Origin of the sequence: Vibrio sp. CCB-PB317, assembly GCF_022808245.1 — a bacterium.
In the GTDB taxonomy this organism is placed as follows: Bacteria; Pseudomonadota; Gammaproteobacteria; order Enterobacterales; family Vibrionaceae; genus Vibrio; species Vibrio diabolicus.
On sequence record NZ_JALGNU010000001.1, the window covers coordinates 1,085,868 to 1,099,055 of the forward strand.

Consider the following 13,188-nt stretch of genomic DNA (forward strand, 5'->3'; position numbering starts at 1 on the left):
TTGTTCTTAATTAATCTGATGTTGCAGTGTTTGAATAGAAATTGAAAACTGATGTTTGAGGTGATGAAAATCAATCTTACCCTCTAATTTGTTAGAAGAACTGTATTGAATCTCAATGATCTTTTCACCGTCGCTATCAAAGATGGCGCGAGAATTATTTTTATCAATCATTTGCCACCTTACCTCATTTAACGATCCTTCCCAAGCGGAACTCGGCCAGAGCGTGATCATCAGGTTAAATAATACCTGTTCTGGCTGCGGTAGCGTACCTTGCAAACCGTTGAGTACTTCGGTTTGGATTTGTTCTCCATCGTAAGACAACGAGAGCACTCGCGTCCCCCAAGATGAGAAGCCTGCCAGTACCACTTCGTTGCTAGTCACTTGCAGTTGCACCGGAAGTTGCTCAGATGTGGGTTTGCCGTCAATTACCCAAGAGGCCGTAATCAATTGGCTGGCCGTCAACTGATAGCCCAAGCTGGCTGGAGTCGGTAAGTTAACTTGGGTGTTCTCAGCAATATCGACTTGAGGCGTCGATTGGTGAGGTACCAAGCTGCATGCACTTAAAAACAGACTCAGTACGATTAACGCCGCGCAGCGAAAAGCATGGTTAAAAATCATGACGTCGTTTCCTCTGTTTTAATCGCAATCGGAGAGAGCAGCCAAGCGACAAAAATACCACTTAACACCGTAATGCCGAAACTGTGAATCGCGTGAGTTTGGCTTAGTGACAGCAACCCAAATGACAGCACAGTGGTTATTGCCGAAAGGGTGATCGCCAATAGTGTGCTCACGCTGCGGGCTTTCTCGGCAAAGAACAGAGTGTAATCGATTCCGATACCAAGAATGAGCACCAAGCCAAGCAAGTTGAACAGGTTTAACGTTGTTCCAATCGCGACAGCAGTTGCCAGACCGCAGGCGCAAGCAATCAATGATGGCAGTAAAACTCGCCAACTGTGTTGCAGACCATACCGCTTGATTAACACCAGAAAGATCACAGCACTGGCGGCTACCAATAGCTCCATGATTTTGATTCGGTATTCACCAAATAGGGCGGATATTTCTTCAGCTTTGTTTAGGTAGACAACATCAGACTGTGATTTGGTAAATGCCTTAACAACGGCGGAGTCTTGCAATTGGTTTAACACCACAACCGTTGCCGATTTTCCTTTGATCTTCCCCAAATGGAGAAAACGCACAGGTGCTGATACCGGGTTTTGCAAGTACTGATCAACCGTGACAGGGATAAAGTCGGCGTCCATTTTCGGCTTTTTATTTAAGCGCAGTCCGGATGCAAGTGGGCTGGATTGTGTCGCGTAAAGATCGTGAATCAATTGATAGTCTTGTTGCTGACGTTCCACTGAGCTCAAGTAGCGGCTCAGGCTCTGATAGCTTTCGATGGTGCTGTCCGCTTTCCACGCTTCTAATGTTGGCGTCAAAGACTCCAGCTTTTTCATTAGGTTTTCGTCATCGTCGGCGGTAACGACCAACATTTGCTGCGAAGATTGCATGCCACTGAGCGTCGTAATCAAGGTTTCTTGCTGCTTGAGATCGTTCGGCATCGTTTGCAGCAGACGAATGTCGTCATCGTAGTTCAATTGCTGCAAGAAAAAGCCACTCGCAACCACACATAACATCGGCAATCCGACTTTAATTCGAGGTTGATTCCAAAGCGTTAACCATTTCGCCAGCAGTGATTGTCCCGGTAAAGTCGAAATGGTGCGCGATGGGTTACGAGCCAGTATCGGATACCAAGCCACCACGGTGATGTAAGCCGCAATCAGACCAATGGATGAAAACAGCGCAAGCTGCTGCAAACCAGGAAACGGTGCCACTAACATGCCCAAATAGCCGATCAAACTGGTGATTAAGCCAAGTGTGATCGCTATGAAAATATGCTTTAACCCTTGCTCGCTATCCCATTCATTTCCCGCCGCAAGGCGTTCGGTTAGGTAGTGGAATGCGTAGTCGATAGACACGCCGATTAAACTTGCGCCAAACACTAAGCTGAACAGATGGACTTTTCCAAAAATCCACGTCGTAACGGACAATGCAACGAGCAAACCAATGGTGATGGAAAGCAGTGCGAGAGACAGAGGCATCACACTACGAAAGACCAGCAAGAACAATGCAATGATACCGAGTAGAGAGAATACACCGATGGTGCTGATCTCCGATTTTGCACTTTGCGTACCAAAGTCGGCGTAAAATAGAACGCCAGTATGTGCGACTTCAGCGCCATATTTCTGCGCGACGCTGTGTTCTAGCGCTTGAATATCAGGGACTGCAAGCTGCCCAGTTAGGCTATAAGGCGAGTCTTTTAGTTCGGCAGTAATAAGCAAGTATTGAGCACCGTCTTTTTCGACGGACAGATAGCCGTTATCCAATCGGAAAGAGGACGATTGCTGGGTAACTTGGCTTAAATAATCACGAAATAGCAAGAAAGGGTCATTTTGTAACTCTTGTCCGGTCACTCCAGAAAACGGGTTGTACAGCGACTGAATCACATGCTGCACTTGCTGTTCTGGGTTTCGGCTTAAACGTTCTCGTTGTTCAGACGTCAGCAATTGGAATCGGTGCTTAAAGTAGTAACTCGCCCAAGCTTGCTGTTCTTGAGGTGAGATTTTTCCTACCACATCGCGAAAATGATTACTTTGGCGTAACCCCTTATCAAATTCAGCGGCCGCTGCAAAAAGGGCATTTTTGTCCGGCGCTGTGATCACGAAAATGACTTTGTCGCTCATACTTGCCGAGACCGACTCAAAGGCTTGCTCAGCCACCGGGTTTTGCTGATTCTTCGGCAGCAGTTTTAAAATGTTGGTCTCAATCGGAGATTCTGCACTCCAAACCCATTGTTTGAGTAGCAACGCGCCCGCTAAAACAACGAGATTGAGCCAAACCAGAGCAAAGGTATGAGTGCCGAGACTGAGTTTAGAAACGGAATTGAGCGACTTCGGCATCCGTGAGTTCCTGAGGTAGAGAGGTCTGGTTCGTAAACGTAATTTCGGTTTTATCGCCACGCAGCTCTTGTAGGGTTAGGCGATCAATGTGCGTTTTACCTGAAAGGGTGATGGCTTTAAACACTGCATTTAATGGCGACTGTTTTGGCTCTAAAATGAGCTGCCATTGATTGTTCTCAACTGAAAAATCGAGTGTGAATTGTTCTTGCAGTGCAGAAGTATCCCCGTGGAACACGGATAAAAACACATGGCTAAAGTAGAACGCCATTGGGTTTTCTTCTGCAGAGATCGTTTTCGGAGCTTGGTCGGCAAAAGTCTGACGAAGTTTGTTTTCCGTCAATACCAAATTGACTGCGAAAGGTTCTGCTTGTTGCCACAATAAGCCATGTGTTTTGCTCAGTGTGAACTGACCTTTAGAGGTTAAAGGTTGACTGAACATTTCCAGATGACGCTGCTGCGTAAAATCTCCGCGCACGATTTCATGCTGAGACAACTGCTGCTGAAGCGATGCCAAATCCGTTACGTTTGCTGCCGGTGTGGCCAGTGCTGAAACAGACAATATCAGCAAAAAAGAGAGTAACCACTTTTGCATTAGTTCAGGCTCCCATGGTGATGCCATTGCTCTACTTTATCTAAAAAGATTGCTGGAGAAACAAAGCACATCTCTTGCTTTTCAATGGATACGGCGACTTGGGTCGTGTGCGCTTTGCACATACGTTGATTCGTTTCGGCGTCGTAAATCACGTAATCCACACGTAAGCGGTTTTCCCACTCAGTGAGTTGCGCGGTAATACGAATGGTGTGATTAAACGGAATCGCCTTCACGTATTTAACGCGCGTGTCGATGATCGGCCACATATACCCAGAGTCTTGCATATCGCGATAGCTGTATTGGATCTTCTCCATCAGCACACGACGCGCTTCTTCAAAATACCGAAAGAAGTTGCCGTGATAAATCACGCCCATCGGGTCAGCATCTTGGAATGAGGTGACCATAGTCACCTCCGCTTCTAATGGGTAGAGAACCTGCTCTTGCATTATACCTCCGCGTAGAGTGGCCAATGACGTTGCTGAATGCGTTCAATGAAATGACGCAAATCTTGTTCCAATGGGCGATCTTCAATCACAAACTCAAACTCGCTCAGCACGGCGTCACGAATTACTCGCAAACTCTGACTCATGTGGTGTTCGTCCAATTCGTTATGACGACGACGAATCTCAACCGCTTGAACGCTTGCTAGGAGTGAAGCCGCAGCAACTTGCTCTGTTAACTCAAGTACGCGTAGGCAGTCACGAGCCGCAATGGTGCCCATGCTCACTTTGTCTTGGTTGTGACATTCGGTTGAGCGAGAAAAAACGCTCGCTGGCATGGTGTTTTTCAACGCTTCTGCCGTCCAAGCTGAGATACCAATCTGAACCGCTTTAAAGCCGTGGTTGATCGGTTTACGCTCGCCTTCTGCACCGGTTAAGTTAAACGGCAGGCCGTTATTGAACTTGTAATCCATCAGTTGCGCCATCTGACGGTCCAGCAAATCAGCCAAGTTGGCAATGTTCACTTTCAACGTATCCATCGCCATTGCGATATGACCACCGTAGAAGTGACCGCCGTGGAGAACGCGCTCGTTGTCGCCATCGATAATTGGATTGTCGTTGGCACTATTTAGTTCATTCTCAATCAATTGACGTAGCCAAGGCAGGGAGTCTTGCACCATGCCAATCACGTGTGGCGCACAACGCAGCGAGTAGCGATCTTGCAGTCGGTCGCTATTGCGTGGCGGACGCTCAGCATTGAGATCATCACGTAGCCAAGCCGCAACTTGCTGTTGACCAGGGTGAGGTTTTACCGCAAACAGCGCTTCATCAAAGTGGAAGTCATTACCTTGCATACCCACAGAGACCATCGCGGTAATCTTGGTGCATAGCTGCGCTAGGTATTCTGCGCGTTTGTAGGCAAGACAGGCGAGGGCAGTCATCACGGATGTACCGTTCATTAACGCCAAACCTTCTTTTGGTTTTAGGCGAATTGGCTCAATGCCCAGCTCTGCAAACACTTCTTGTGTTGGTCGCACATCGCCTTTGTAAAGCACTTCACGCTCGCCAATTAAGGTCGCTGCTAGGTAAGACAGAGGCGTTAAATCGCCACTTGCGCCCACCGAGCCTTCTTGTGGAATACGCGGCGCAATATCGTGATTAATAAGCGTAACGATTTGGTTCAACAGATCGTGAGACACGCCAGATACGCCTTGCGACAATGAACACAAACGTGTCGCCAACACCGCGCGAGCTTGTTCATGAGAAAGGATTTGACCTAAGCCACAGCCATGGAAGCGTGTAAGGTGCAACGGAAGTTCATCTACAAGCGCGGGTGGAATCGCCACAGTGCATGAATCGCCGTAACCCGTGGTCACGCCGTAAATAACGCCTTCTTCTTTCAGTAATCGTTCCAGAAACGCCACGCCACGATCGATTTTCGCGGTAAATTCTGGCGAGGTGTTCATGTTTGCCTTTGCACCTTGAGCAATGGCAACGACATCTTCGATGGTTAAAGATTGGGCACCAAAAGTGATGTTGTGATTATTGTTGTTTGTCATGTGGCTGATTACTTAAAGTCCAGAAGTTAAAAAAGTTGTACCACTGTAACGGCGCTTGCAGTGTGTGGTGTTCTAATCTTTGTGCGTACTGTTGAACAACGTGTTCTAGTGCCTGCTGACGCTCCTTGCGTGGTAGCGTGATTTGGTCACTAAAGTGTTCAAAGTACACATTAAAATGCGGAGTGTTTGCTTCGTCGTCGCGTAGGCCGAAGAGTAGGTAAACCGGCGCTTTTAATACCGAGGCCAGCATGAATGGGCCTTGCGGGAATGGTGCAGGTTTACCAAGAAAATCTGCCCAAACGACACGATTTTCTTTGCTGGTGGAAGTGCGATCGCCAACGATCACCACCCATTCGCCTTGCTCGATTTTTTGTTGAAGCAGAATCGCGGTGTCTGGTCCCATTGAGCTGACTTGAATCAGATTCAGTTCCGAGTTTGGGTTTACCGCCTTCATTACCGCATTAAATTGTTCAGCGTGTTGGGTAAATACCAAGGCATTGATTTTGACATGAGAATGTCGACGACCAAGCGCGCGGCAGAGTTCGATGTTGCCAAGGTGCGAGCCCAAAATGACCACGCCTTGTTTTTTCTGCGCCATCTCTTCGAAATGATGTTGGCCGTGAATGGTTAGGTTGTCGACATTAAAGTCACCTTGCCATGCTGCCAGTTTGTCGAGCATAGTACGCCCAAAGGAAAGCAGATGATGATAGCTGTCCAACTGTTTTGGCAGTGCGATGTTCTGCTTCGCTGCGTAGCACTGCAAGTTTTGCAGGTAAATCTCAGACGCTTCGCGGGCAGATTTACCCGTGAAGTGGTAGTAGCGCATGACTAGTTTTAAAATCAGGTCGAACGCTTTTCTACCGAACAAGCGGTAAACCGCGAGCAAGGTTTTGATGCCTAAAATCGTGCCTTGTTCTTTTCGTTTCGACCAGTGGGCATTGCTGTCGTCTGTATGACGGCGCTTTCTGGCGAGTAGCGAAGGGATGCGCGGCAACATGCCAAAAAATAGGCGAGTGTGCATCCAGCTTATCTTGACGTTATCCCACAATGCGTCGAAGTGGGAAATGCCACCTTCAGGATAGATCACGCGCGTTGGAACAAAATCAATATCGACGCCTTCCCAGTACATTCGCACCAGAATTTCGATATCAAAATCCATGCGTTTGCCGATGTTGTACTTGTTCAACACGGCGACCGTTTTCGCCACTGGGTAGGCGCGAAAACCGCACATGCTGTCTTTGATAGACAGTGACAAGGTTTCTATCCACACCCAAACGTGCGTAGCGTAGCGACCATACAAACGGGATTTAGGTACGCTCTCGTCGTATATCGGTTGGCCCGAAATCAGGTTATCTGGTTTTGTTTTGCTGGCGCTGAGCAACTTCGGCAATGCTTCGAGGTCGTGTTGACCGTCTGCGTCGATTTGAATGGTGTGCGTAAAACCAAGTTGGTGAGCTTGATGTAGGCCAGCCATCACCGCGCCACCTTTGCCTTGGTTTTCACTCAAACTAATCAGTTTTATCAGCCCTTGCTCACTCAACGCTGAAAGTGCTTGTTTGGTGTCTTCATTGCTGCCGTCGTCCACGACAAGCACTGGCAAATCGAAAGAGGATAACGACGCAACCACGTCTGCAATTGTGCTGCCGTGGTTGTAGCAAGGAATTAAAAAGCAGGGACGGTAATCACTCACGTGACTCACCCAGTTTCATTTTGCCTGAAGAGTGAGTCACCAAGGTTTCACCGTTTTTCGATGTGTACTTAAAGGTCAATTTCTCGCGCTCATTGTCCCAAGAGAGTGAGAGACAAACGTCGGCGTTTGGCAGAATCGGCTCTTGAAATTTGATGACTTCCATTCCTTTAAATACCTTGGGAGTGTTCAAATATTGAACGGCGTAGAACAACGCCCAGTCAATTTGAGTGACGCCGGGTAAAAGAGGAAAGTGACTGAAATGACCTTGGAAATCTAAGATGTCAGCATCCACACGCAGCGAAAGCTCCGCGGTGTGGTCACTCACTTCAATATTCTGAATGGTTGGTTTTCTTTTATCCATGTTACTAGCTTTATTGGAATAGTTTTTCAATTTCAGCAACTTGGCGTTTGCCTTGGCTGTTCAATGGAATTTCGTCGACCACTCGGAATTTTCTCGGGATAGCGATCGGTTCTAGCCAATTGCGCAGTGCCTTGCGAAGCTCAAGCCAAAATTTGCCTTTACCAAGTTCATTAAGCACATCGCTGCCTTTATCGTTAAGTACGATGATCGAGACTAACGTGAGGCGACCAGATTCTTCCATTGGGATCACCACGCTTTCTTGAACCCACGGCAATTGCTCTAAACGTTTTTCCACTTCGACAAGGGAAATACGCTTTTCTTCGACTTTGACGATTCGGTCAGTGCGTCCACGCAATTCAAAAGAAATACTATCATGGAAATAGCATTCATCCGCAGTTTGGTACCAAGTGTTTTCATCAATGTGTGGCGAGCGGAGCTTTAAACAATTCTCATGGTTAAGCTCGGCTTCAACACCAGGGAATAACGTCCAAGGAGTGCTGGCTACGTGTTGCTGACGGTAGGCGATGCCGCCGGTTTCTGTGCTGCCAAAAACTTCAATAGGAAGTGACCCAAACAACAGTTGGCTGTGTTGCGCGGCTTGGTTTGGCAGGGGGCCACCAGAAGAAAATACGCACCGAATCGCAACCGGATTATGCTCTTCATTGAGTCGTTTTAGTAACGCAGGGCTGCTTACTAGCATGGTGTCAGCATCGGCGTGATGGACAATTTGCTCAGGGAATTCGAGGTTGCGTGCTGAAAATGGACGTGCAGAACACAAAGGCCACAATACGCGAAACAGCAAGCCGTAAATGTGTTGATGAGAAACGGTGCTTTCAACGCGTGTGTTGGCAACCGTGTCGCCCCACAGGTTGTCTAGAATAGCAACTTCGATATCGAGCTGTTTCAGCGTTTTTGCAATGGCTTTTGGTTTGCCGCTTGAGCCAGAAGTGAATAGCGTTACCGGTATTTCTGCCAGGTTTAATTCACGCCAAACATAAGGTTGTTTGGCTTTTGGCTCGTTAATCACAGTGATTTCTAGCAATGATTGAGCTTCGATCAAAAGCGAGCTCACCAGTTCTGGAACAGAGACATCGGCATCATGCAGCAACAAATCGTAGTGATCACTGAGCTCTTTGAGTGCTTCTGGTTGGTAATTACCAGGCAATACAATGGATTTTCCTGCATAACAACAAGCGAAAAAGCCAACGGCAAACAGGTAGCTGTTGCCAAAACACAACACAATGTTTTGCGTTGGTTGGGTTTCTAACTGCTGAGCAAGCGTTGCGACGTGCTGCTGGAAATCACCCCAAGTGATAACTGTGTCGCGATCGTAAGAGACAGGGGATTGTTCAGGCCTCTCTGCGACGAACAAGGTCGCTAGGGAGGTAAAGCTCGAATACGTTGTATTCATACGATTAGTGTTCCTTTCGAACAAATTGACGCACGATCCATTCTCCAGCGAACAAGCCACCAGCAAGTAAGTAGCTGATGAGGCCGTTATAAAGCGTCCATATTTTTACTGGTAGGAAACAGGTATAGAGCGCAACGGCAGCATTGAGCGTAAAAAAAACGCACCAAACTATCGTCACTTTGCGTGTGTAAGCCACGCCACTAGCCGGAAGGTCAGGCTCTTGCAAGCGAGCAAGCCTTTCAATGATTGATTGCGGCTGTTTTAAGCTCAGTCCAAAGACACACAGCATACATACATTGACAACCACAGGGTAAAACTGAAGCCACCCGTGTTGTTTAAACACCATGCCAAGTGTAATTAGAACAATGCCAACAGCGCCCGTAGCGAGCGCCAAGAATTTAAACTCTTTTAGTGGGGTCTTATTTGCGACGAAAACACGCAAAAGTAACGCAGCAATTAACAAGCCCCCGACTAAGTTCAAGCCAAATTTATCTATACCGAAATAGACGGCGAAGGGGTAGGCAAACAGTACAATTGCAGACAGACCAGTCAGCAATTGGCGCATTAACTTTCCTTCAATAACTCAGTGACGGCGTTAACCACATCGTCAACGGTTCTTACAGCACTAAACTCTGCTGGCTTGATTTTTTTGCCAGTGACATTCTGTAGGTGTACGACCAAATCAACGGCGTCAATGCTATCAAGGTCGAGATCTTGGTATAAGTGCGCATCTGACTGAATGTCGGCTGCGTCAATTTCGAACAGCTCAACAAGCGCATCTTTAACTTGTTCAAATACTTGATCTTTATTTACATCAGTCATGAATATACCTACAACTTATTCATTAGTTTGAGAAGAAACGTATTTCGCTAGGTTTGCTACAGAAGCAAAGTGTTCGCGCGTGTTTGAGTCGTCGGCATCAATAACGATGTTGTATTGTTTTTTAATTGCGAGTCCAAGCTCAAGTGCATCGATAGAATCTAAGCCAAGTCCATCACCAAAAAGTGGTGCATCCGTTTCAATATCATCTACGGTTAAATCTTCAAGGTTTAAAGCATCAATAATAAGTTGCTTAATGTCGTTGTGTAACTGTTCCACTGGGACCTGCTTATTAATAAAAGTTTTCTGGAAAAATGTTTTCAGCTAGGTGCTGTTGTAAGCGTCGCGCCGCTATTGTCGGCGACGTAGTTTGCTTTATAAAAGGGTCAATCTCAACTTTATCCTTAACTTCAACCCTGAAAAAAGGCTTTGTTGCCGGTACTTGATACCATTTTTTCTCTTTTGTGAGGAAACTTGGCGTTACCGTAATATGGACAACCCTTAAATCTCGTTCTGTTCTTACCGCAATTTGTGCTGCGCCGCGTTGTAATTTTGGTTCTACACCTGGTGTTGTTCTTGTCCCTTCAGGAAATATAAGCAACACGTTGCCTTTGTTAAATCGTTCATCACAAAGTGCTAATAAATCATCCGGCGCTTCATTGGGAATATATCCGGCTGCTTTTACGATGTGCTTCATAAAAGGATTCGACCATATCGCCGATTTTACTAAACAGTCGCAGCGATTTAATTGTGAAGCAATGAGAACGTAATCGATTAAACTAGGATGGTTGGCAACAATTAAACAATTACGATCTTGTTGAAGAATATCGGCACCAATAATTTCGTAATCGATTGCTCCACTTAACTTCATCAATTTACAAAAGGTGTTGAATGAATATCGAATGGCACCTTGAACTTTATATTCACGTTCGGTTTGATCCGAAACGAAAATACGAATGGTCGGAATAACAATGAAGCTCAGTGTTAAACCACCTAACCCAAATACTGAAAAACAAAAGCCGGTTGCTAGCACACGCCAATACTGATTTAAGCGACTCATTGCTTGTGCCATTCCCAAATTTGTTTCGGAGCGTGAATAGTCCACTGATTTTCATCTAACAAGTAGTGTTGCAAAAACGCTAGGCCTTGTGGCAACGGGTGGTTTGAGCATTTTGCACTGATGCCGCTTTGCACCGTGAAGCCATCTCCATGAGAAAGTATCAAACCGAGTCCAAACCCTTGGTATTGTTGGTTTTCATATTCTAAATAAGAGTCAGGCATAGGCTCATCAAAATCAACAAGCAGCACTTTTTTATCAGGATTGTCGGACAAAAACAGCCATGCTTCTAATATTGCACTTTGGAATGTGTTTTCTGCCGCAGCGATCGAAGTTAGGGGGATGGGCTGTTTGGTTGCAATAGTGGCAAGCCCTGCGGCGGTATTATGCACGGACTGAGAAAAAGCCATCGGAGACGCTTCTTCTCCGTTAATAATATCTTTAACTAACGCAACACTGCGATGCAATTCGCCATGACGACTCGAAAATACGAGGTAATCAACCTGATGTTGATTAAGTAATTCGATTGCCGTTTGCACTGCCAGTTTGCTAAGTGGACTCATTCTTCTGCGCATCATCGCAGGAATATCCGCAACATTGATTTTGCCATCTTCTGGCCATTTTATCTCTGTTGCCCATTGTTTCCATTCATTGGATTCGGATAAACCGAATGAATTCGCTGTCCACGCATCAATATTGAACGAAATGTTGATCTTCGAGTTTGGCATATTGGGTTAAATTGTTTATTTTACAGCTCGATACAAATTGGGCTTTACCCAAAGTCATAATAAAAAAGGAAATTATCATGTCGCGTTTTAAGCTGTATGTCTCGTTATTATTAACTTTGCTTCTTGTCGGTTGTGGACGAGTACAACCTGTAATGAATGTGGAGGATACTCCAGTTGCTTATGATCTTCAAAATAAACAAGTAAAAATGGCCATTGTGCAATCGGCAACCAACCGAGGTTGGACGATTGAAGAAGTAAGCCCAGGCGTTCTTATTGCAAAAATTCACGTTCGTAAACACTTTGCAGAAGTAAAAATTCCATATAACAACAAATATTACTCAATTATTTATCTCAACTCAGTAAATCTAAAAGCCAGTGATGGCAAAATCCATCGCAATTACAATCGTTGGATAAACAACTTGAATGTTGATATTCAACGAGCTATTGCATTGTTAGGCTCTCAGTCTAAACAATAAAAATATTAATTGCAGTTAGGTTTTTCCGTGTTAAATCAAAATAATGACCCTTTTAATGCTTTTGAAGCAAAAACAGAAGCTCAGAAGTTATCTTTTGCACCAATCGTGTTCCAGACCGCCAGAACGCTCCGAGATTTAGGTATTTTAGCCGCGCTAGACAGCGCCGGTTCACAAGGCATGAGTGCCACGGACATTGCCAAGAAAACGGGCGTGTCAGAATATGGTGTCAAAGTATTGTTGGATATGGCGATTAGCGCACATATTGTTTTATGGGAAAGACCTAACTATTCGCTTGCGAACCTTGGTTTTTACCTTCTTCACGATGGTATGACGAACGCAAACATGGATTTTACGGCTGATGTCTGTTACGCCGCGATGATGCATCTGACGGAAGCGATTCAAGAAGGTAAGCCTTCAGGTTTGAAAGAGTTGGGCAATTGGGAGACGATTTATCAAGGTCTGTCGACGCTGCCAGACCAAGCTAAGCAGAGTTGGTTTAAGTTCGATCACTTCTATTCGGATCGCTCGTTTCCATTACTGCTTAAAGAAGTGTTTGCAAGCAAGCCAAAGCACCTCGTAGATATTGGCGGAAATACCGGGAAATGGGCTATTCAGTGTTGTAAGCATGATCCTGATGTTGAAGTTACCATTGTCGATTTGCCGCAGCAATTAGAAGTGGCGATGTCAAATGTATCAGAAAACCAGTTCGCCGAGCGTGTACGTCCATACCCTGCCAACATGCTTGATAAAGCACAAACATTGCCTGAGCATGCTGACGTATGGTGGATGAGCCAGTTCTTGGATTGCTTTTCACCAATTGAGATCCTAAATATCCTTAAAAAAGTCAAAGCCCAGTTAACGAAGGGAGATACTATTTACGTATTAGAGCTATTTTGGGATGCCCAAAAATACGCGGGTGCTTCCTATAGTCTTAATGCAACCTCTCTCTACTTTACCTGTTTAGCCAACGGCAATAGTCGTTTTTATCGCAGTGATGATTTCTTAGAAATTGTCGAAGCGGCAGGTTTATCTGTCGTCGAAAGAACCGACAACATTGGCCTTGGTCACACCTTATTAAAATTACAAGCAAACTAAATT

Annotated in this window: 15 protein-coding genes; 2 read left to right on the forward strand and 13 right to left on the reverse strand. The window is 45.8% G+C overall.

Going from position 1 to position 13,188, the window contains the following annotated elements:
- Positions 1–6 precede the first annotated feature (6 nt).
- From MTR11_RS05120 to MTR11_RS05180, 13 genes are read right to left on the reverse strand one after another with little or no spacing between them, the layout of a single operon-like run.
- Positions 7–618, reverse strand: a complete 612-nt coding sequence (locus MTR11_RS05120; RefSeq protein WP_243327086.1) for a DUF3261 domain-containing protein — start codon at positions 616–618, stop codon at positions 7–9.
- Entirely contained in the window at positions 615–2,957 is a 2,343-nt protein-coding gene (locus MTR11_RS05125; RefSeq protein WP_243327087.1) for an MMPL family transporter, read from the reverse strand. The genes MTR11_RS05120 and MTR11_RS05125 overlap by 4 nt, the downstream gene beginning before the upstream one ends.
- Complete coding sequence (locus MTR11_RS05130; protein ID WP_243327088.1) at positions 2,929–3,549, reverse strand: LolA family protein; 621 nt, start codon at positions 3,547–3,549, stop codon at positions 2,929–2,931. The genes MTR11_RS05125 and MTR11_RS05130 overlap by 29 nt, the downstream gene beginning before the upstream one ends.
- The gene (locus MTR11_RS05135) at positions 3,549–3,995 is read right to left on the reverse strand and encodes an acyl-CoA thioesterase (RefSeq protein WP_152812733.1); all 447 of its coding nucleotides are present in this window, start codon (positions 3,993–3,995) and stop codon (positions 3,549–3,551) included. The genes MTR11_RS05130 and MTR11_RS05135 overlap by 1 nt, the downstream gene beginning before the upstream one ends.
- Positions 3,995–5,548 carry an HAL/PAL/TAL family ammonia-lyase gene (locus MTR11_RS05140; protein ID WP_017448720.1) on the reverse strand — a complete coding sequence of 518 codons (1,554 nt, stop codon included), beginning with the start codon at positions 5,546–5,548 and terminating at the stop codon, positions 3,995–3,997. The genes MTR11_RS05135 and MTR11_RS05140 overlap by 1 nt, the downstream gene beginning before the upstream one ends.
- Positions 5,532–7,238, reverse strand: coding sequence for a glycosyltransferase family 2 protein (locus MTR11_RS05145; RefSeq protein WP_243327089.1), 1,707 nt, complete (start codon positions 7,236–7,238; stop codon positions 5,532–5,534). The genes MTR11_RS05140 and MTR11_RS05145 overlap by 17 nt, the downstream gene beginning before the upstream one ends.
- Complete coding sequence (locus MTR11_RS05150) at positions 7,231–7,599, reverse strand: hypothetical protein (RefSeq protein WP_021449611.1); 369 nt, start codon at positions 7,597–7,599, stop codon at positions 7,231–7,233. The genes MTR11_RS05145 and MTR11_RS05150 overlap by 8 nt, the downstream gene beginning before the upstream one ends.
- A gap of 10 nt (positions 7,600–7,609) precedes the next feature.
- Positions 7,610–9,010, reverse strand: coding sequence for an AMP-binding protein (locus tag MTR11_RS05155; RefSeq protein ID WP_243327090.1), 1,401 nt, complete (start codon positions 9,008–9,010; stop codon positions 7,610–7,612).
- Positions 9,011–9,014: 4 nt separating this feature from the next.
- The gene (locus MTR11_RS05160) at positions 9,015–9,575 is read right to left on the reverse strand and encodes a hypothetical protein (RefSeq protein ID WP_203346531.1); all 561 of its coding nucleotides are present in this window, start codon (positions 9,573–9,575) and stop codon (positions 9,015–9,017) included.
- Positions 9,575–9,832 (reverse strand): acyl carrier protein, encoded by a 258-nt coding sequence (locus MTR11_RS05165; RefSeq protein ID WP_005382279.1) that lies wholly within the window; start codon positions 9,830–9,832, stop codon positions 9,575–9,577. The genes MTR11_RS05160 and MTR11_RS05165 overlap by 1 nt, the downstream gene beginning before the upstream one ends.
- 15 nt (positions 9,833–9,847) lie before the next feature.
- Positions 9,848–10,108 carry a phosphopantetheine-binding protein gene (locus MTR11_RS05170; RefSeq protein ID WP_005382278.1) on the reverse strand — a complete coding sequence of 87 codons (261 nt, stop codon included), beginning with the start codon at positions 10,106–10,108 and terminating at the stop codon, positions 9,848–9,850.
- A gap of 13 nt (positions 10,109–10,121) precedes the next feature.
- A complete protein-coding gene (locus tag MTR11_RS05175; RefSeq protein WP_047009495.1) occupies positions 10,122–10,889 on the reverse strand; it encodes a lysophospholipid acyltransferase family protein in 768 nt (255 codons plus the stop codon).
- Entirely contained in the window at positions 10,886–11,614 is a 729-nt protein-coding gene (locus MTR11_RS05180; RefSeq protein WP_167426786.1) for a beta-ketoacyl synthase chain length factor, read from the reverse strand. Before MTR11_RS05180 ends, MTR11_RS05175 begins: the two co-directional genes overlap by 4 nt.
- Before the next feature lie 77 nt (positions 11,615–11,691).
- Between MTR11_RS05180 and MTR11_RS05185 the strand changes: the two genes are divergently transcribed.
- Together MTR11_RS05185 and MTR11_RS05190 are read left to right on the forward strand one after the other, a co-directional pair.
- The gene (locus MTR11_RS05185; protein ID WP_005390458.1) at positions 11,692–12,090 is read left to right on the forward strand and encodes a hypothetical protein; all 399 of its coding nucleotides are present in this window, start codon (positions 11,692–11,694) and stop codon (positions 12,088–12,090) included.
- A gap of 27 nt (positions 12,091–12,117) precedes the next feature.
- Positions 12,118–13,185 carry a methyltransferase gene (locus MTR11_RS05190; protein ID WP_243327091.1) on the forward strand — a complete coding sequence of 356 codons (1,068 nt, stop codon included), beginning with the start codon at positions 12,118–12,120 and terminating at the stop codon, positions 13,183–13,185.
- Positions 13,186–13,188: the final 3 nt, after the last annotated feature.

What these genes read in the sequence shown, in the direction of transcription:
- MTR11_RS05120 (WP_243327086.1), bottom strand. Translation starts at nt 618, where the DNA reads ATGATTTTTAACCATGCTTTTCGCTGCGCGGCGTTAATCGTACTGAGT.
- MTR11_RS05125 (WP_243327087.1), bottom strand. Translation starts at nt 2,957, where the DNA reads ATGCCGAAGTCGCTCAATTCCGTTTCTAAACTCAGTCTCGGCACTCAT.
- MTR11_RS05130 (WP_243327088.1), bottom strand. Translation starts at nt 3,549, where the DNA reads ATGCAAAAGTGGTTACTCTCTTTTTTGCTGATATTGTCTGTTTCAGCA.
- MTR11_RS05135 (WP_152812733.1), bottom strand. Translation starts at nt 3,995, where the DNA reads ATGCAAGAGCAGGTTCTCTACCCATTAGAAGCGGAGGTGACTATGGTC.
- MTR11_RS05140 (WP_017448720.1), bottom strand. Translation starts at nt 5,548, where the DNA reads ATGACAAACAACAATAATCACAACATCACTTTTGGTGCCCAATCTTTA.
- MTR11_RS05150 (WP_021449611.1), bottom strand. Translation starts at nt 7,599, where the DNA reads ATGGATAAAAGAAAACCAACCATTCAGAATATTGAAGTGAGTGACCAC.
- MTR11_RS05155 (WP_243327090.1), bottom strand. Translation starts at nt 9,010, where the DNA reads ATGAATACAACGTATTCGAGCTTTACCTCCCTAGCGACCTTGTTCGTC.
- MTR11_RS05160 (WP_203346531.1), bottom strand. Translation starts at nt 9,575, where the DNA reads ATGCGCCAATTGCTGACTGGTCTGTCTGCAATTGTACTGTTTGCCTAC.
- MTR11_RS05165 (WP_005382279.1), bottom strand. Translation starts at nt 9,832, where the DNA reads ATGACTGATGTAAATAAAGATCAAGTATTTGAACAAGTTAAAGATGCG.
- MTR11_RS05175 (WP_047009495.1), bottom strand. Translation starts at nt 10,889, where the DNA reads ATGAGTCGCTTAAATCAGTATTGGCGTGTGCTAGCAACCGGCTTTTGT.
- MTR11_RS05180 (WP_167426786.1), bottom strand. Translation starts at nt 11,614, where the DNA reads ATGCCAAACTCGAAGATCAACATTTCGTTCAATATTGATGCGTGGACA.
- MTR11_RS05185 (WP_005390458.1), top strand. Translation starts at nt 11,692, where the DNA reads ATGTCGCGTTTTAAGCTGTATGTCTCGTTATTATTAACTTTGCTTCTT.